The sequence below is a fragment of the Paenibacillus sp. FSL E2-0151 genome (genome assembly GCF_037993015.1).
GTDB lineage: Bacteria > Bacillota > Bacilli > Paenibacillales > Paenibacillaceae > Paenibacillus > Paenibacillus amylolyticus.
Window position 1 is genome coordinate 1,787,376 of record NZ_CP150308.1, and the last position, 18,542, is coordinate 1,805,917.

20 protein-coding genes are annotated in these 18,542 nt (G+C 46.6%); 12 read left to right on the forward strand and 8 right to left on the reverse strand.

Annotation, left to right across the window (positions count from 1 at the left end):
• The first annotated feature begins 101 nt into the window (after positions 1 to 101).
• Together MHI55_RS08215 and MHI55_RS08220 are read left to right on the forward strand one after the other, a co-directional pair.
• The gene (locus MHI55_RS08215; protein ID WP_340389653.1) at positions 102 to 1,202 is read left to right on the forward strand and encodes a M23 family metallopeptidase; all 1,101 of its coding nucleotides are present in this window, start codon (positions 102 to 104) and stop codon (positions 1,200 to 1,202) included.
• Positions 1,203 to 1,544: 342 nt separating this feature from the next.
• Positions 1,545 to 2,048 (forward strand): N-acetyltransferase family protein, encoded by a 504-nt coding sequence (locus MHI55_RS08220; protein ID WP_339189032.1) that lies wholly within the window; start codon positions 1,545 to 1,547, stop codon positions 2,046 to 2,048.
• Positions 2,049 to 2,164: 116 nt separating this feature from the next.
• Here MHI55_RS08220 and MHI55_RS08225 read toward each other — a convergent pair whose 3' ends face one another.
• Positions 2,165 to 2,656: a DinB family protein gene (locus tag MHI55_RS08225; RefSeq protein WP_339189030.1), complete on the reverse strand. Its 492-nt coding sequence runs from the start codon at positions 2,654 to 2,656 to the stop codon at positions 2,165 to 2,167.
• A 286-nt stretch (positions 2,657 to 2,942) separates the two neighbouring features.
• On the opposite strand from MHI55_RS08225, the gene MHI55_RS08230 reads away from it, so the two are divergent.
• The 10 genes from MHI55_RS08230 to MHI55_RS08275 all read left to right on the forward strand — a co-directional run bounded on the left by MHI55_RS08230 (position 2,943) and on the right by MHI55_RS08275 (position 12,818).
• Complete coding sequence (locus MHI55_RS08230; protein WP_091033471.1) at positions 2,943 to 3,362, forward strand: hypothetical protein; 420 nt, start codon at positions 2,943 to 2,945, stop codon at positions 3,360 to 3,362.
• Positions 3,359 to 4,648, forward strand: coding sequence for an ammonium transporter (locus MHI55_RS08235; RefSeq protein ID WP_036610695.1), 1,290 nt, complete (start codon positions 3,359 to 3,361; stop codon positions 4,646 to 4,648). Before MHI55_RS08230 ends, MHI55_RS08235 begins: the two co-directional genes overlap by 4 nt.
• A gap of 149 nt (positions 4,649 to 4,797) precedes the next feature.
• Positions 4,798 to 5,739, forward strand: a complete 942-nt coding sequence (locus MHI55_RS08240; RefSeq protein WP_100527925.1) for a YwqG family protein — start codon at positions 4,798 to 4,800, stop codon at positions 5,737 to 5,739.
• A gap of 278 nt (positions 5,740 to 6,017) precedes the next feature.
• Positions 6,018 to 6,476, forward strand: coding sequence for a DinB family protein (locus tag MHI55_RS08245; RefSeq protein ID WP_051449640.1), 459 nt, complete (start codon positions 6,018 to 6,020; stop codon positions 6,474 to 6,476).
• Positions 6,477 to 6,583: 107 nt separating this feature from the next.
• Positions 6,584 to 7,537: an aminoglycoside phosphotransferase family protein gene (locus MHI55_RS08250; RefSeq protein ID WP_340389655.1), complete on the forward strand. Its 954-nt coding sequence runs from the start codon at positions 6,584 to 6,586 to the stop codon at positions 7,535 to 7,537.
• A gap of 29 nt (positions 7,538 to 7,566) precedes the next feature.
• Positions 7,567 to 8,271 (forward strand): response regulator transcription factor, encoded by a 705-nt coding sequence (locus MHI55_RS08255; RefSeq protein WP_026081203.1) that lies wholly within the window; start codon positions 7,567 to 7,569, stop codon positions 8,269 to 8,271.
• Between the two features lie 55 nt (positions 8,272 to 8,326).
• Complete coding sequence (locus tag MHI55_RS08260; RefSeq protein ID WP_340389657.1) at positions 8,327 to 9,460, forward strand: HAMP domain-containing sensor histidine kinase; 1,134 nt, start codon at positions 8,327 to 8,329, stop codon at positions 9,458 to 9,460.
• Positions 9,461 to 9,559: 99 nt separating this feature from the next.
• Entirely contained in the window at positions 9,560 to 10,300 is a 741-nt protein-coding gene (locus MHI55_RS08265) for a hypothetical protein (RefSeq protein WP_076251615.1), read from the forward strand.
• A gap of 20 nt (positions 10,301 to 10,320) precedes the next feature.
• Entirely contained in the window at positions 10,321 to 12,162 is a 1,842-nt protein-coding gene (locus MHI55_RS08270; RefSeq protein ID WP_256720039.1) for a PBP1A family penicillin-binding protein, read from the forward strand.
• Positions 12,163 to 12,272: 110 nt separating this feature from the next.
• Positions 12,273 to 12,818 carry a DUF2569 domain-containing protein gene (locus tag MHI55_RS08275; RefSeq protein WP_076251619.1) on the forward strand — a complete coding sequence of 182 codons (546 nt, stop codon included), beginning with the start codon at positions 12,273 to 12,275 and terminating at the stop codon, positions 12,816 to 12,818.
• A 128-nt stretch (positions 12,819 to 12,946) separates the two neighbouring features.
• Here the strand turns inward: MHI55_RS08275 and MHI55_RS08280 are convergent, their stop codons facing one another.
• From MHI55_RS08280 to MHI55_RS08310, 7 genes are all read right to left on the reverse strand, one after another.
• The gene (locus MHI55_RS08280; RefSeq protein WP_076251620.1) at positions 12,947 to 13,405 is read right to left on the reverse strand and encodes a threonine/serine exporter family protein; all 459 of its coding nucleotides are present in this window, start codon (positions 13,403 to 13,405) and stop codon (positions 12,947 to 12,949) included.
• Positions 13,406 to 13,423: 18 nt separating this feature from the next.
• Positions 13,424 to 14,185, reverse strand: a complete 762-nt coding sequence (locus MHI55_RS08285; RefSeq protein WP_036669533.1) for a threonine/serine exporter family protein — start codon at positions 14,183 to 14,185, stop codon at positions 13,424 to 13,426.
• Between the two features lie 235 nt (positions 14,186 to 14,420).
• Entirely contained in the window at positions 14,421 to 14,726 is a 306-nt protein-coding gene (locus MHI55_RS08290; RefSeq protein WP_036669286.1) for a hypothetical protein, read from the reverse strand.
• Positions 14,727 to 14,790: 64 nt separating this feature from the next.
• On the reverse strand, positions 14,791 to 15,834 hold the full coding sequence (locus tag MHI55_RS08295; protein ID WP_076251622.1) for a S66 peptidase family protein: 1,044 nt from the start codon (positions 15,832 to 15,834) through the stop codon (positions 14,791 to 14,793).
• 97 nt (positions 15,835 to 15,931) lie between these two features.
• Positions 15,932 to 17,269, reverse strand: a complete 1,338-nt coding sequence (locus MHI55_RS08300; RefSeq protein WP_076251624.1) for a DUF4179 domain-containing protein — start codon at positions 17,267 to 17,269, stop codon at positions 15,932 to 15,934.
• A complete protein-coding gene (locus tag MHI55_RS08305) occupies positions 17,266 to 17,781 on the reverse strand; it encodes a sigma-70 family RNA polymerase sigma factor (RefSeq protein WP_256720040.1) in 516 nt (171 codons plus the stop codon). The genes MHI55_RS08300 and MHI55_RS08305 overlap by 4 nt, the downstream gene beginning before the upstream one ends.
• 217 nt (positions 17,782 to 17,998) lie before the next feature.
• Positions 17,999 to 18,526 (reverse strand): ankyrin repeat domain-containing protein, encoded by a 528-nt coding sequence (locus MHI55_RS08310; RefSeq protein WP_076251628.1) that lies wholly within the window; start codon positions 18,524 to 18,526, stop codon positions 17,999 to 18,001.
• Between the last annotated feature and the right edge of the window lie 16 nt (positions 18,527 to 18,542).

Here is an 18,542-nt window from a genome sequence, read left to right on the forward strand (position 1 = left end):
AGACGAGTTTAGCTACTGGTAAGTTGGGGTTAGACGAAGGATAAGACTCATTCTGTACACTTAACTGGAAAGTATAACGATTAGCAGAAGGGATGTTGAAAATGAACAGAGAAGGTCATGTGAAATCAGAGCAACATACACATTCGAAATTACAGAATAAAAGGGGTTGGAAGGTACTTGCGATAACCCTTGGAGCTTGCGTGATACTGTCTGCTTGCGGCAACAGTAACTCCATTACTTCCGACCAGGCAGAGCAGCAGTCAGCCGAACAGGCGTCCAATAATGAAGCGAGCGAGAACTCCATTCAGGAGCAGAACTCAAGTTCAGAGGTGAGCGCGGTGGTTACACCGGACAATTTCATAGATACGCTGATGAACGGTTCAAAGGATGCAATCTATAATCAATTCTCTCCCGAGTTGAAGGGGACGTTAACGCTTGAACAGTTCAAAACGACGGCTGATCCTTTTCTGGAGGGTGTTGAATCGTGGGAGCAAGTGGTAGACGCCGAAATGAATCAAATATCTGAGGTGGCCTGGAAGGATCAGACTGGGACGAAAGGAATTCGAGCCTATTTTTCCGAAGAAAATCAAATTGAAGGTCTCTCGATCCAACCGCTGCAAGCTCATGAGGACACGGATGCTAAATTCACCAAAACCGAATTTAAATTGCCGATGAAGGGAGAATGGTATGTATTCTGGGGAGGTAATGATGTGTTGTCGAACTATCATTATGAGCACGAAACGCAGCGGTATGCGCTGGATATCGTACGGACCAAAGAACAATCCAGTTATCAAGGTGATGCAAAGGAAAATCAAAACTACTATGCTTTTGGTGAAACGCTCTATGCAGCTGCGGATGGAACCGTTGTCGAGATCAAAAACGATATTCCGGACAATGTACCGGGTGTCATGAATCCGGAAGAACCAGCCGGTAACTACGTGGTAATCGACCATGGCAACAGTGAATACAGCATCACAGGACACATCAAGGAAGGCAGTGTTTCGGTCAAAAAAGGAGATAAGCTCAAGCAGGGAGACCCTATCGGTGAGCTTGGTAATTCGGGAAATTCCAGTGAAGCTCATCTGCATTTCCAGGTATCGGATGGCCCGGATCTGTTCACATCTCGCTCAATTAACATTCGTTGGGCAGACCAGAGTCAGCAGTTAACTCGTGGGAACACAATTCAGGGACTTCCAGAGTAATGCTATATATAAGTTAAAGCATTGAATTTACACTGGACTACTAAGCGGTCAGAACCATCTTCGGATCGCTGTTATCCCCAGATTTTATTGATTCCCTTATATAAAGGGGCAAATCCGGGGATAAAGGCGCAGTGTATGCTTCCGAAGTAGCTTTCTTGCAGAAAGCTTTTAGCTTCGCTTCTTCTGATTGGTTCTGTCCTCTCCTCTCCGTTGTCGTGTAAATGTTTACTTAAACATTTACAGATTTCTCTGTCAGAATGTTAGGGATGACGAAGACTTCTCTTCTCCGTTATAATATCTTCTATAATTAGAGGTTTGATCTGGAATGATGGAGGAATAGCGATGAAACTGGAAGATGTGCAGATTGAATATGCGCGCCTGGAGGACTTGCAGAGGATTGTGGAAATTTATAATTCCACTATTGAGGGCCGTATGGCAACAGCGGATTTGGAGCCAGTGACGGTGGAGCAACGTTTGCCTTGGTTCGAGGAACATACACCGGAACATCGTCCGCTTTGGGTGATGAAGCAGGCAGGACAGGTGGTAGCTTGGGCGAGTCTCAGTTCATTCTATGGACGTCCTGCGTATAATGGAACGGTGGAAGTAAGTGTATACGTGGATCAGCAATGCCGCGGAATTGGGGCTGGCGGACGTTTGCTCGAAACGGTATTTGCGGCATGTCCTGCACTTGGAATTAAGACCATTCTTGGATTTGTCTTTGGGCATAACGAACCGAGTCTGGGGTTATTGCGCAAGCATGGATTTGAACAGTGGGGATATTATCCCGAAGTGGCCGTGTTGGATGGTGTGAATAGAGATCTGGCGATTTTGGGCAAAAAAATATAAGTGTCGTTCTTATTCGTAACATAAGAACACTGAAAACCTCCAACCTAAATTAATAGGATTGGAGGTTTTTTTGTCGTTCGACTATATTTTTCGCTATGTGAAAAAGGAGGTTGTGTTTATACGCCAAGCTGCTGTTTAATCTCTTGGATCTGTCCCAGATGACGTTCCTCATGATAACTTGTAAAGTCAATCCATTGGGTTAGATCCATCTCACCAAATACGGGATGAGGAAAGGACTTGCTACGCAGCAGGTCAGGATCATGATCCAATGCAAAGTTGTTTAAAGCTTGGTGAGATTCGTCCAGATCACTGCGTACGTCTGCGAGTGCTTCAGGCGCTGCTGGAGGCTGAAGATGGGGTGGTGCCTCGACGGAGCGGCTGCGGTCCAACGATAATTCATATGGTTTTTTGTCCACAGACACCGTCTGTTCCTTCTCGAGGGCTAGGCGGGCTTGTTTTCCAATTACATTTTCCATCAGATTCAGATGTCGTAGTACTTGCATGATACTCCATTGCTCGGGTGAAGGTTTTTGGTTCAATTGTTCTTCTTCGAGTCCAGAGACTGCTTCCCAGATTTGGTTGCGTATATTGTCATTACGAGTAAACATTGTGGAATCCTCTCCTTATATACAGGTTCTATGATGCGGGTAGTCTGTGTATGTTCATTACCCCAAATGTGGATGCTTATTCTATAAGCATTGAGAATGGAAAGAGTGAATGCGAACCTGGGCAACATTATCCTTTGTTAGATGTAATTCGTGGCAAATAAAAAAAGCCGTTCTCCATGAACGGTTCATTTAAATCCATCCCAAGTCCAAAAAAAGATTGACGGGCTGACCCCGGCAAACTATAATCGGTACAAGTAACTTGATATGTAAGGAGTCCTGACATGATATGTTAGTAATCGACGAGGTGTATCACCATACAGCATTGCAAATATCATCGTCCGATTTATTGTACCTTATCGAACGGCTGAAGGTCAAAAAAGAAAATGAGATCCAAACGCTCAAGCAGAAGATCGAACAGTTCGAACAAAAGCGTCGAGCGGAAGAGATCGCTTATCAATCGTTGTCGCCCGTACGCAAATGGTTCGCGGGCCGCCCCGCATCCCATCATCAGGCGGTGGAGTATATGGTGCAGGTGAAGGAACGTTTTCGCAAGATGGAACAGATTCGCAGACGCATACGTGAATTAGATCAGATCGCAGAACGAATTAAGCATCCGGACAGCATTGAGCGGGACGAGATTGAGCTTGCGCCCGATACAATCCGTGAGCTCAGACAGCTTAGTGAAACGGAGGATGTACAAGCATGACTTTGGAAACGTTAAGCACCGGGATTGATACGGTCTGGGTCGTACTGAGTGCAGCGATGATTTTATTGATGGAGGGTGGATTCGCCCTGCTCGAGGCTGGCTTTGTGCGTTATAAAAATAGTGTGAACATTATTATGAAGGTATTTGCTGACATTACGATTGGGACGTTACTGTTCTATGCGATCGGTTTTGGACTGATGTATGGTTCGGACGTTGGCGGTTTTGCGGGAGTAACGGGATTTTTCCTGAATGGGGATTTGTCTCACCTGGACGTACCGGTATCTCTGGAGACATTCTGGTTGTTCCAGGCGGCCTTTACCATTGCCGTTATTTCCATCGTTTCAGGAGCGGTAGCCGAGCGCATCAACTTCCGTGCCTACCTGTTGTATATCATATTGATGACGGCGATCATTTATCCGATTGGTGGACACTGGGCATGGGGCGGCGGCTGGCTTAGTCAGCTGGGGATGCAGGACTTTGCCGGTTCGGCTGTCATCCATGCGCTCGGCGGATTCTCAGCACTGGCTGCTGCGATTATCATTGGCCCACGTAAAGGGAAGTACACGCCACTTGGCGTAAGTGCCATTGCACTCCCAAGCAATCTGCCACTGGCATCTGTAGGTGCATTTCTGTTATGGTTCGGTTGGTTTGGTTTTAATGCTGGTAGTACACTCAGCGCGACGGATGTAAGAATTGGTCACATTGCGATTGTCACGATGTTATCTGCGGCTTCGGGTGGTGCAGTTACGCTACTGTATACGTTATTCCGCTTCAATCGTTCAGATGCACCCTCGGTCATTAACGGTTCGCTTGCTGGACTGGTCGGTATTACGGCAGGCTGTGCTTTTGTTGGTGATGTAGCAGCGATATTCATTGGGGCAGTGTCCGGCTTGTTGATGATGGCTGCCACTAACTGGCTGGACCGTCGACAGATTGATGATCCGGTTGGTGCTTTCCCGGTGCATGCCGCATCAGGAATGTGGGGCACGATTGCTGTAGGTCTTTTTGCCACGGATGGTGGATTATTTATGGGCGGCGGCTGGAGGTTGCTGGGTGTTCAGGCACTTGGCCTTACAGCCTTGGTCATCTGGGGATTCGCCATGACCTGGATCGGGTTAAAGTTGATTGGCAAAATTGTGCCTGTACGTTCGACAGAAGAAGAGGAAGATCTGGGTCTGGATATCAGCTATCATGGTGTGATGGCAGCCCATCAGGCCCATGAATTCCTGGACGGTGAGGAGCATATGCGTGCTTACCAGGAAAAGTCTTCTGATCCAAATCGTTAAATGGAATATAGGATAAGGAAGTAGACTGACAAGGAGTGTCAGTCTCTTTTTTTGCTAGAAGCAGGGAAAGACGTCCGGGCAGAAGAATATACAGGTGTGAACCTGAATATGTCTCAGCATAGGTGTATTGTCAAAAGGGGAGGATCTATATGATTAAGCCAGAACAATGTGAACGTCTGACCAGAAAAGCCCGTAAAACACTTGAGGAATATGGTTTGGGAGTTGCTGCCGATCTGCTGTTGTCCTCAAGCCGCTGGGGAATTCGCCTCGATGTATCCACACTGGACGAATATCGCAGAACAGGAAACTCACGTGTGGGTGGACATCCGGATTTGCCAAGTCGCATGGAATGGCCCGTAACACAAGAAGGAGTTCCAATGACTTTCCTAGCCCAACTGAACCTGGTGGATTTGTCGCCGTATACGCCGAATGATGGACGCGGGACTTTGCCTGAACGTGGAATGTTATACTTTTTCATTGGCACGGATGAATCTGCTTGTCCCATTGAACATCGTGTGATTTTTGAGCCGAGTTCTCATAACCTGATAAGGCGAGAGCCTGAAGGCGATACCGCGCTGGATGGAGCCCCGTTTGTTGCACATTCGGTGACAGTGCTGCCTAATCTTGAGTTTCCTACATATGCATACATTGACGCCAACGCGCTGAATGAGCTCTCGCCGCTTCGGCTTGAGACCGATGAGACCGAATCGGAAGTAAGTCTGTATGACCGCTACCTTGAATTCGAGTCGAGCTGGAATCATCCAAGTACGCTGAATTGGGGTGGGATGTTTGGATATCCTGACGGGCAGCATCCGGATGCCGAGCATCGTGCCTTGTTACAGATCGCACTCGGAGAAGAGTACGATTATAATGAGCAGGAGTGTGAGAAGAAGCTGACCAAGCATTACGGCGGTGATGAGGATCGGACATGGCAGGAACTATCCGATACGCTGCTGCTGTTGAAGATAGATACGCATGATGCTATTGGTTTCCAATGGTGGGATTGCGGGGAACTGCAATTTTTCATTCGCAAGTCTGACTTGGAGGCTGGACGATTCGAGCAAACGTATTGTTCGTTATACTCAAGTTGAACAAAGATTTGAAAACAAATAGGCAACAAAATGTCCTGAATCCCGTCTATATGAAGGAGGAAGGACTTTTTTTTGTTCGTAGATTGATATATAAATTGAACTAAAGCTTTCTTGCAGAAAGCTTTTAGCTCCGCTTCTTCAGGTCCTTTCTGTCTTCTCCGTTTTGTGTAAATGTTTTGTTCAATTTATATAGATTTGGGGTATATATTAAGGAGGGATATCTTGGTTGATAACCGATCATATGTTCTGTATAATGGGATAAAAAGGAAGTGTAACTGTTGATTCAATCTGCGTTTAAACATATTGACGTGGCTGTAACATCTTTAATCGATATATGTGATCAGCTGTCGGAAGAAGACTTGGCTTTGACTCCAATTGAAGGTAAACGACCTGTTGGAGAACTACTGGCCCATCTGTCTGTGATCTGCCGAGCGGATGTTTATATTTCCGAAGGTGCATCGGAGGAAGAGATGGCTCAATTCTATGCAGAGAATCAGGTGCATTCGCTCGGTGAGATCAAGCAGGCTTTGATTGATAACCAGATGTATCTATACCAACGGTACAGGCAGTTTAACACGGAAGAGTTATTACATGTGACGGATTCGTACTGGGGAGCTTCCTATAGTCGGCTGGAGTGGTTACTTGAGATTATGGGGCATGTATATCATCACAGGGGGCAATTGTATACGATGCTGACCCTGACGGGCAAAGAACCCGAATCAGTACTTTTTAAATAGAAACGGATAGAATACATATAAGCATGTTATAGGAAATATCATGGGTTAAAGTGGGAATAGACCGACGATACTACACGCCATACGTGAAATAACGGAGGATTCGGGACGTGGAACAACACGATACATGGAATGCATCGATGGACAATACGTTGATTGACAGGTTAAAACAGATTCCTGAACTTGGTCAGGCCACGCGGATTGAACCTGTTATGAAGGGTTATTCAGCAGATGCTAAATTCAAAATGTTTGTCCCTGGTCAAGGCCATGTGCTGGTGAGGGTGTATGATATTGCTGAGGAATGGATGAAGCAAAGGGAATATCAATATTTGCAGAGCATGCAACAATTAGGTGTACTGTGTCCAGCAACGTTGGGCACAGGTAGATTGGATGAGAAGAACGGATATATGATTCTTAGCTACATTGAAGGCGAAGATGCTTCTGAGAGATTGCCTCAGCTGAATGAACAGCAGCAGTGGGCGGTTGGTTTCGAAGCAGGAGCGCAGCTACAGCTGATTCACCAGTTGCCGATGGAGGAACAGACCGAATCATGGTACATACGCATGAGCACCAAGCATCAACGTTACGTGGGGTGCTATAGACAGTGCCCTATTGTGATGAAAGAGGATCATGTTATTCTAACGTTTATTGCAGACCATCTCGGTTGGATGAAAAATCGTCCAGATGGATTTCAGCATGATGACTTTCACCCGAGCAATCTTGTCGTTAAGCAGGATAAACTCGCAGGAGTGATTGATTTTAATCGTTATGATCAAGGTGATCCCATTCATGAATTTTTGAAGCTGGGTTTGTTTGCTTCGGAGATCAGTATTCCATATTCCATAGGTCAAATTCAGGGCTATTTCGATGGCAATGAACCGGATGAGTTATTCTGGAGACTGTATTCACTGTATACGGCTATGGCGCTGGTGTCTTCTGTGGTGTGGATTCAGCAGGTGAAGCCTGAAGAGACGCTTGAGATGATGGCCAAGATCGAGCGTGTCCGTGAAGATCACGATGATTTTCGCAGTTTCATCCCTCGGTGGTATACTTTGAACAGGTAAGGAATTATGGAAGGGAAAGGAATAATGCCGTGGCACAGCCAGCAACCATTCTGCTTGTGGATGATGAGCAGGAGATTATTAAACTGATGGAAATTTATTTTGGCAACGAGGGTTATCGGATTCTCACCGCGAATGATGGGCTTGAAGCGTTGGAACAATTGAAAAAAGAGTCGATCGATCTCATTATTCTGGATGTCATGATGCCAAATATGGACGGAATCGAAGCTTGTATGAAAATTCGGGAAGAGCAGAAAATGCCGATTATTATGCTGTCCGCCAAAAGTATGGATATGGATAAAATCACAGGGCTAAGCATCGGTGCCGATGATTATGTGACCAAGCCGTTTAACCCGCTTGAACTTGTCGCACGGGCGAAATCCCAGCTGCGCAGGTATCATACCTTCAATGAAGGTCGGGAGAACAAAGAGCACGAGTGGGTTATTGATGATCTGGTCATTAATACCGATACACATGAAGTTTGGGTGGACGAGCAGCCGGTTCGTCTGACTCCGCGTGAATTTGCTGTTCTTGAATTACTGGCTCGTCACCAAGGTTCAGTACTTAGTATGGAACAGATCTATCGTCAGGTCTGGAAGGAAGAATTCATGGAGTCGAATAATACCGTCATGGTGCATATTCGCAAGATTCGTGAGAAGATTGAACTCGATAGCAAACATCCCAAGTTCATTCAGACCGTATGGGGTGTTGGTTACAAGATGATCAAACCGCAATAAACATGTTCATCCACAGGATGTCGTGTAACATGAACACATTCAGGGAGTTCCTACTATGAATTCAAAGTTGATTAATACAGTCCGATGGAAATTTATCTATGCATTTCTGCTGAGCGGTATATTAACTGCAGTTATTTTGTACGGAGGTAGTAAGGTGGGGCAGACCATCCTGGAAGCTCAGACGTATCCGGATTATTCCATTCCAGCCCAAGGGATCAGGTGGTTGGTGAATAATATCGGTTCGGTGCCTTTGATGATTGTGGTAGGCGTGCTTGGTTTTGTGCTGTTTTTTTTCCTGTTCTCACGCAAGGTGATGCGGGTCCTGGATGAAATTACGGCGGGGATTCAGGAGGTTGCCAAAGGAGAGTTATCCCATCGCATCGAAGTGAAAACCTCGGATGAATTCGGAGTCGTTGCTGCAAGCATTAATCAGATGGCTGAACAATTGCAGTTATCGCTTCAGGAAGAGCGTAATGCAGTTGCTGCCAAAAACGATCTGATTACGGGGATATCACATGATCTGAGAACACCACTCACTTCTATTCTGGGATTTCTGGAGTACATCGAGAAGGATCGCTACGAAGATGAGATTGAGATGCGCTATTACGTTAGCATTGCCTATGAGAAATCCTTGACCCTTCGTAAGTTAATTGATGACTTGTTCGAATATACGCGCGTGAGTGGCGGGAGCCTTCCGTTATCTCTGCAAGCGTTGAACCTGAATTCGTTTCTGATGCAGCTGGCTGAAGAGTTTGCTCCCATGCTGGAGGATGCTGGCATGACCTACAAGATCATCGGCGGGCAAGACCCACTATGGATACAGGCTGCTCCGGGGGAGCTTGTAAGAGCATATGAGAATCTGTTCAGCAATGCCATTCGGTATGGTTCGCAAGGTAAACTAATGGAGATTGGGCTGGCCCTTGAAGGTAAAGAGGCTGTAGTCCGCATCAGTAATTATGGTGATCCGATTCCGGCACAAGATCTGCCACATCTATTTGATCGATTCTATCGGGTAGATAAATCCCGTTCCCGCGATACGGGAGGTACCGGTCTCGGCCTGGCGATTGCCAAATCGATGATTGAATTACATCGAGGAAGTATCGTTGCTTACAGTGAAAATGGCAGAACGGATTTTGTTACCAGTTTCCCTGTAACCGTTGCTTCACCAAGTAATTACTCAGAGGAATAAAAATTAAGAATTTGGTAAGAAGTTAACCACTATCTCATTAAGAAATATTCGGTATTCTACCTCTATTACCATATTATTGTATAGAGGGGGATACCGAATATGAAGTCTCAATTCAGTACAGTAAGACTAAGATACATATACATTGGAGGAGCAAGCGCGTTACTGAGCGCAGCGCTCCTTTTTGTCGTTTATCACGTGCTACGGTTTGCCCACAATCACATCCTTCCAGATGCAGCACGGATAACGCGTATGATGAACTGGGGAATCAACCATATCGGAACAAAGCCGCTCTTTATCTTCATTGGAGGAGCCATGTTTGTGATCTTTTTCTGGATTCGATCCCAGAAGATTGCGGAAGATTTCAGTCAACTTGCACGCGGAACAGCCGAACTTGCATTGGGCCACAATCCTGGAAGAATTGATGTTCTAAGTGGTGGTGAACTACGACAAATTGCTGCAAATCTGAATAGGATTGCTATTCTCCAGCATGAGGAAGGACTGAGCAGATCAGAACCGAAACATGAGAGCAGAGAGGCAGAGGGAGCGTCTATTCAGCATGAGCAACCCGGCCTTCAGCAACATAATGAAGAAGACAAGGAGAACACTCAAACTATTTCTACACAGGTTGACCTACCGATAAAACTTACTCTCTACGGTATTCAATCTTCTCTGGATGAGATCATCCAAGGGCGGTGTCAGGACGAGATGGAAGTTCAGCATTGGGTCAGGTTGGCGTATGAACAGACATTGCTGCTTCATCATGCTCTGGAGATTACACAACGAGATAGACAGGAACACGAAGTTTCAATTGAACGGGTACACAAGGAGCCTGAATGTTGAAACACGGGAGCAAGCGATGGATGTATTACGTTTTTGATGTTGCAGTGGTTGTAGTTTTGATATTGACCCTTTTCTATCTCTATCTGATTACTTATGGCGAAGGAATGCTTCGCAATCGTCCAGAGGCCATGCAGGTGGCCTCTTCAACCATGATTACGAATGCAGAGGGGACCGAAATTTCGAGGTTGCATACGGAGACCAAAGGGTATTCCGAATATGCTGAACTGAACGCTATGCCAGATTTATTAAAGATGGCTTTTTTGGCTACAGAAGATCGACGTTTCTACAACCATGATGGACTGGATTTCATCGGACTTGGCAGAGCCATTATGCAAGACATCTTACATATGAATCTGAGTCAGGGAGGAAGCTCCATTACGCAGCAACTGGCAAGAAATCTGTATTTGAATGGGGATAAAACGTTGAGTCGAAAGGTGAATGAGATATCGATTGCGATGGCCCTGGAGAAGAAGTATAGCAAGGATGAAATTCTGGAAATGTATCTGAATCAGATCTACATGGGACACCAGCAGTATGGTGTAAAAGCGGCAGCCTGGCGGTATTTCGGAATTAAGGATATGCACCAATTGAAACTATGGCAGATTGCTACATTAGCTGGAATGCCTAAAGGTCCATCCATATACAATCCAGTAGATTATCCTGAACTTTCCAAACAAAGACGTGCCGTTATCCTTGGACTAATGCATGAACAGGGACTAATTACACGAAAGCAGGTGCTCCAAGCCCGTGATGTCGATTTCACGCCGCCTGAAACCGTATTGAATGCAACAACTTCACCGGGCTTGAGCGAGCCCGCATATGTGTCTGCCGTGGATGCTGTGATTCAGGAGGCTTCTCGGCTCACAGGTAAAAGTGAAGCAGAGATTCAATCGGCAGGTTGGGTTATTCAAACTGGGCTAGACGAACAGGCACAACTGGCGATGGAAGAAACATTTGCAGACGCTACCCGATTCCCCGATGATCGCCAAGACGAGCAGGTCCAGGCAAGTATGGTTATTATCGACCAGCACAACGGTGAAGTGAAAGCGATGATGGGTGGACGTAATCCTTTAAAAGGGGGCATCAACCGGGCGATTATGGATGCAAGGCAGCCAGGTTCATCTTTTAAACCGATTATTGCATATGGCCCTGCGTTGGAGTCGGGGAAGTTCAAGCCAGAGAGTATACTACCGGATAAACGCATGCAATATGGCAGCTATCAACCTTCCAATCTCGGTGGGCGTTACAGTGGTTCAATAGCCATGTCCCAAGCCTTGCAAAAGTCTATCAATGCCCCAGCCGTATGGCTACTTCATGAGACCGGACTGAACGATGCACATCAATTTGCGGCACGACTCGGTATTGAACTGGGGAAAGAAGATCTAAACCTCTCAATTGCCTTGGGAGGTGTGCATCAGGGAGTGTCGCCAATGAAGATGGCGCAGGCCTATACGGTGTTTGCGAATCATGGCAAATTGAATACAGCCCATCTGATACGCGAGATTACAGATTCACAAGGACGGACAATATTTGCTCATAAGTCGGAAAATAAGCAGGTAATCTCCTCCAGTACGGCGAATGCCATGACCAGAATGCTGCAAAATGTAGTCAGTCAGGGAACAGGAAGCCGGGCACAACTCGGTCAGCACAAGGTAGCAGGGAAAACGGGAACAACACAGGCTGCATTACCTGGTGTGGGAAGAGAGGCCAATCGGGATCTATGGTTTGTGGGCTATACGAGCAACTGGACTGCGGCGGTCTGGATGGGATTTGATCATACGGATGCAAAACATTATATGAAGTCAGGAAGTGGTGTTGCAGCGGAGTTGTTCGCAACAGTGATGAGACGTGCTACCCAATAGAATGCAAGAGAGAGACCTTAGTCCAGATGGTTCTTTCCTTCTCTTGGATAACACAGAATATAGCTTCTAATGTATAATATGTGTCTTATCTATCGTAAACGGAGGCTGAAATGAACTATAAATATAGGAACTCGGAACTGGATACAAGCTCGCTGCAGCCTAAAAGTGGTATCAGACCGGAACGGCCTGGCATCTCCGGATTAGGCGGATGGCTTATATTAATTCAGATTGGCCTGTGGGTCACACTGGTGCTTCTTATTGCGGATATGTCGCAGGTAAATGTCATTATGGATCCAGCAAGGTGGGAGGGTGTCCGTGGTGTTGATCCGGAACTTTATACTGAAGGGATACGCCCGCTCCTTTGGTTTGGAGTCATAAGCAGCGTCATTTTACTAATGCTCGTTATCGTGAATCTCGTACTGCTTCATAAGAAAAAAAGGCGATTTCCGCGCATGATGATTATTCTGTACATTGCAAATGTATTCATTGGAGTCGTGACATGGATCATGATCGCACGAATTGAGATTCCGAGAGAGCAACATGTGCTCGATCCAACATCAGCATTTAATTTAACAATCCGATCGCTTCTGACATGTTGTATCTTTATCCCGTATTTCCTACGGTCGGTACGTGTGAAAAATACGTTTGTGAAGTAAATAGAATATTGATTGATCTGCTGCTCTATAATGCTCTATAAAAAACGACACGTAAGGCCCGTAGGTATACAAGATTTTATCCTGTATGCTAACGGGCCTTACGTGTGCTGAATATGTGAAAAGAACGATTATTTCGATGATGATTTTGCCCAAAGTGAGGCGGGAATTCGGCGTATCATCTGGTTTAATACCTCTGACAGCACGAGGCCTACGGCAATAGCGCCGGATAACATGAGTGCCTTGGCGGCCATCTCCATAGCGGCACTGTAGTCATTTTGCACAAAACTTCGCATCGCATTATACGCCAGTCCACCAGGAACCAGAGGGATGATGCCTGCGACGCTGAAGATGATAACGGGTGCGCGAAACATGCGAGAGAATACCTGGCTGATGACACCTACGGCTATGGTCGCTGCAAGTGTAGCAGGAACCGCATCCGCTGCATATTCAAGCACGATATAGATAATCCAGCCGATCATGCCGACAAATCCACCGTGGAGCAGCATGCGCCGTGGTGCGTTGAAGATGATCCCAAACGCGGCTGAGGCGACAAAACTGGTCAAGGCTTGTTCAATAAAATGGAGCATATCCTGCATTCCTCCGTCTTACATAAAAAGTGAAAATACAACTGCAATGCCTGTACCTATAGCAAAAGCAGTCAGAAATGCCTCGGCTCCCTTGGATAATCCGGAGACGAGATGTCCGGCCATCAGGTCGCGTACAGCATTGGTAATCAGCAACCCCGGAACCAGCGGCATAACCGAACCAATAATGATTTTGTCCCGTTCATGACCCACTCCCATATAGATCAGGAGAAAAGCGAGTAAGCCAATAACAAAGGATGCCGTAAGCTCGGCAAAGAATTTGACCCGCACCAACCTGTGAAAGGCAATAACGGCTGCATAACCTATGCCCCCGCAGATTAACGCCGGAAGAAAGTCGCTCCAGCCCCCGCCAAACATAATGGTAAAACAACCACTGGATAACGCTGCGGCCGTAAGCTGCACAGCCGTTGAATAGGAGGAGGGCTTTCCTTCGATCTGTATCAACAGATCATGGGCTTCCTGAGCGGATAGCTCACCTTGTCCGATGCGACGGGAGACCGCATTCACCTCGGACACCTTGTCCAGATCCGTCGTACGCTCGGAGATACGAATGAGCTTGGCAGGTTCGGTTGCATCAACAGAGAAGAAGATGCCTGTCGGAACAACGTAACTGTGCGAATGGGGTAAGCCCAGCGCAGCTGCCATACGTTTCATCGTATCTTCCACACGGTAGGTTTCACCACCGCTTTGTAGCATGATTTTGCCTGCGAGCAGACAGATGGCAATCACGCGTGATTGTTCAGTAGGATTGCTGCCAATCATACCCGTCTCGGCTTGTGATACGGGTGATGAATCATGACGTATGTATTCCAACCGGATCAAGCTCCGTTTCATATGAGATATGGGGTGGTGCGACACCATTGTATCATATTTCACACGCTCGCAAGGAATCATACCGCACCATCGCCAAGACGATAAAAAAGCCTCGTTCCCAAGACTTGAAGATCTCAGGAGCGAAGCTTCTTGGAACAGGTTCGGATATAGAAGTACAATACCACTACATCAACAGTGTGATAACCAACAATTCATACAGCACAAGCGGCAAAATCGTTGGTCCAAACAAAGCGCGCGGTTCAGGATATCCATGCATCGGGGTAACCTGGAGATACAAAATTCCCCGGTCTGCACTGATGACGACACCTTCCCACACTTGCCCATCGATATTCTGGACTTGTACCTTCTTGCCTATATGCTGCCGAGCTGTATGATGAAGCATATTCCGCACATTTTGCACGGATTGAAGCATCGGTTGATTGGCTTGATACACGACACGTGTGGATGGCGTGGATGTGGATTCAGACATGATGCACAACCCTTCCTCAAAATAAGTTCTTACTTCAAGGTATGCATCTGCCTATAAAAGGTGATTACACAAACGCCATCTCAAGGCTCCCGCGTCCATTTTCATAAGCGACTTTGCCCAATGCTCCATTCACAAAGGTGAGCTGCGGCGGAACATGGCCGAGATCCACATCGTACAGTACAGGGACATCCAGACCCCCAAGTGCAGAGGATAGGGCATCGGTAAAATTAAAATCGGCTGTATCGGAATAACCCGCAGGTCGTCCAATCATGAAACCTTTCACACCTGCAAACCAGCCAGCCTGTTTCATCTGCCACAGATGACGGTAGATATCCCCCGCATTCATCTCACAGCTCTCCAGATACCAGATGGTACCTTCGACTGCACAGTATTGCTCCAGATAGGATGCAACAGGTGCATATGGCGTGCCAATCAGACTGGAGATTGTATCCATACAGCCACCGATCAGCCGACCGGAGAACGACACAGCGGTATCTGCATCTTCCGAGTGGCCGAGCTGTTTCCATTGCGAAGGTGTATCCAGGTTAAATCCAGGCAATTCCGGTTTCCATGCCGATTGATAATGTGTGGAAGACGATTGTGTGATCTGTCCGCCGTATTTGGTCTGTAACACATCAATCCAGCGCGCAGTCACGGGATCGAGGGCGTTTGATCTTAGATCAACATAGTTGGTGCCATGTGCTGATGCTGTTCCGGTGATCAGGGTATAGGCGAACAGGAACGTACTTATATCCGAATATCCCATGACCCATTTGGGCGGTAATGTTTTCAAAGCTTTCCAATCCAGCAGGGGGAGGATATCCATCAGAAATTCCCCGCCCCATGGAGGGATAATGGCTTGAATATTTGGATTGCGGAAAAACTCATTCATCTCTTCGGCGCGTTCCTCTTTGGAGGCACTCACACATTTGGTGTTGTGGCGGAGCGATGGGCTTTCCAGCACGCCAAAACCAAGGCGCTCCATATTACGTTTGCTCTCCTCAAGATAATGGTATAGGGATTCGCCTACACCGCTGGAGGGTGCTGCTACACCGATGGTATTTCCCGGAGCGAGTGGCTGCGGATAACGGATGGAACGTTGATTCATATCTAAAGACACCTTCCCTATGAACATCATTGCTCGTAATAATGAATGTTTCCATTATATAGAATATTTGCGATAATCACAGCCTACTGGTAGAAAATTAAGGATTAACAGGGATGTCCAATGAGAAGGGAGACTTTACTTTCATCGGATAGGTGGAGATGTTCATTTTCACTTCCCCTTTTAATTTGGCTCCATTTTTGATAGTAGAAGAAACAATCGTATGACTGTCATCCGTTCCCTCTCCACTACTCCAACTGGAGCCAGGGACTTCATATGACTTCCCTGTACTGTCTGTAACTTTCCTGAAAGTTAGAACGAACCCACCGTCCATCCTGCCAGCAACGGAGAAGTCAATAATTAGATCTTTGCCTTCGACCTTGCTGCCTACCATCTTCAATCCAGGTGGTCCACCTGTAATCTGGCGTGACTTCAGATCAAGGGAAAGATCCAGATTCTTTTTATCCAATCCCGAGAAGCCAGATCCCTGCAAGGTCAGCTTTTTCGGTATGGAGAAGTACATGCTTTCGAAGTAAATGGAGCGTTCATCTCCACCTGTCGAGGTATCTGTTCTCCACGCGCGACCTTGTTCGTCGACCAGTTGAAGATCGCTGAGCCCAAATACCTTTTTGGTATTCTTTGGATCAAAATTCACATCAAGTACAAGACGGGTTGGATACATAGTAGCCTGTTTCACATCAATACGCTGTCCATCCACTGTTAACGTCTGATTCACAGGAATGACCTTTTTCATGCCTTTGGTAAGATTCTTGTCTACCGGGAACGTTATTTTCCACTTTTCTGCACGCGTTGTATCTCTGGCCTTAAACACGACGCTCAGCTCTTCAGGAGGAGAGGTTCCATCCGTGAAGATCACGTCTATCATATTCTCATTCACATTCTCGTCTGGTGAAGGTGTTGGATAAGCGTGAGTAAACGCAACTGGAAGATCATTACCGTTCTCATCGAGCAGATCAATATCATAGTTGAATTTCTCGGGATCTTTCATGCCTTTCATCGTGTAAAAAATAACCATACGTGACTCGTCTGTGATAATGCCATCAACGGTCAAGGAAGTACCATCATGCTCGTCGGTGACACCGATCTTCTGCAAGAGAGACTGATCGATCGCCATCATTAATCCTTTGTCCTGGCGAATCATGCTCACAATGCCTTCCATGCCAGGCAATTGCTCCACAAAGGACGCAAAGGCGGGAGAGACACGGATACATCCGGTAAATAGCAGGATCAGGGCAGCTGCTGAGATGGAGCTCATATACCAACGCAGTCTGGACTTTCGCTTACGGGCAGCCTGGCGGATTCCGGACTGCACAGCCTGATAGGCGGCGGAATCGGGCACAGGCATTGTTTCGTACTCCGTCTTTCGAGCATTCAGACGTTCTTCCAATGTGTCGAATGAGTTTTGTTCATCCGTCATGAGGATACATCTCCCTTCGTTTCAAGTTGATCACGGAGCTGTCCGAGTGCCCGATGTAATCGGGATTTTACGGTTCCCGTCGGGATTTCGAGAATATCGGCAACTTCAGTTAAGGAGAAACCTTCGAAATAACTCAGGATAATAATCTGTTTGCAATCCCGGTCAAGGGTGGATACGGCCGCAGCAAGATCGGGGTCCGCAGGACGATCCCAGCTGCTGGATTCATGAATCTCGGTGACGGGACTGAACCGACTTTTGCGTTTGCGTTCGTCCGCACAGTAGTTGAGCAGAATGCGGATGAGCCAAGTGCCAAAGTAGGAGGGCTCTTTTAATTTTTTGAGTTTATGGAAGGCCCTGAACGTTGATTCCTGAATCGCTTCGAGCGCATCACCTTCGTTATGCAGGTAGGCATAGGCGATACGGTACAGTTGGCTCTGATGTAATTCCATTAAGGCTGTAAAAGCCTCGGCATCCCCTTTTTGTGCGGCGATGGTGAGCTGAAGAGGGGTCACATGGCTCCTCCTTTCATGGATATGTTGAGTATTAGACCGCATAAGGCACCAAACGGTTCTTATTTTCTTAGAAAATATGTATATACCTGATTTCTATATAGTTGAACTACGTATTTGAATGAGAACATACAGGACAACAAATAACCGTCAGACTTTCTCTTTGTACTCCAAAAAGAGTCTTGACGGTTATTCGCGTATTGCTTACGTTATCCAATCATTATTGCTGATGCGCTGTAATGGCTGCTCGTAGATATGAAGCTGTAGACGTGTTACCACGTTCAAGTGAAATATCCAGTGCGGTCTGGCCCGCTGAGTTCAGCACGTTTGGATCAGCTCCATGCTGAAGTAACATCTCGATAAGTTCGATCTGATCCGTATGAAATGCTGCGGAGTGCAACGCATATTGTCCATCGCTGTCCAGAATACCCGTGGATGCCCCATGTTCGAGCAAAAGTTGGATAACTTCTGGTGAACGTTCTCCCGCAAGCGCGGCATGTAGTGCAGTATTGGACGGGATAAAGGAAATCTTGGAATGAGAAAGGTTGTTAACATCTGCTCCATGCTCCAGAAGAAGACGAACTACTTCTGCTTGTCCATAATGAGAGGCATATCCCAGCGGAGTTAACCCATCCTGATTTTCAATATTGGTGAGTTCCGGGTGAGAAGCGAGCAATAATTGCAGGTTGGCCACATCTCCAGACTGTGCAGCCTGAAATAGTTGATTAATCTGTTCTGCATGATTCATAAGGAATACCTCCATC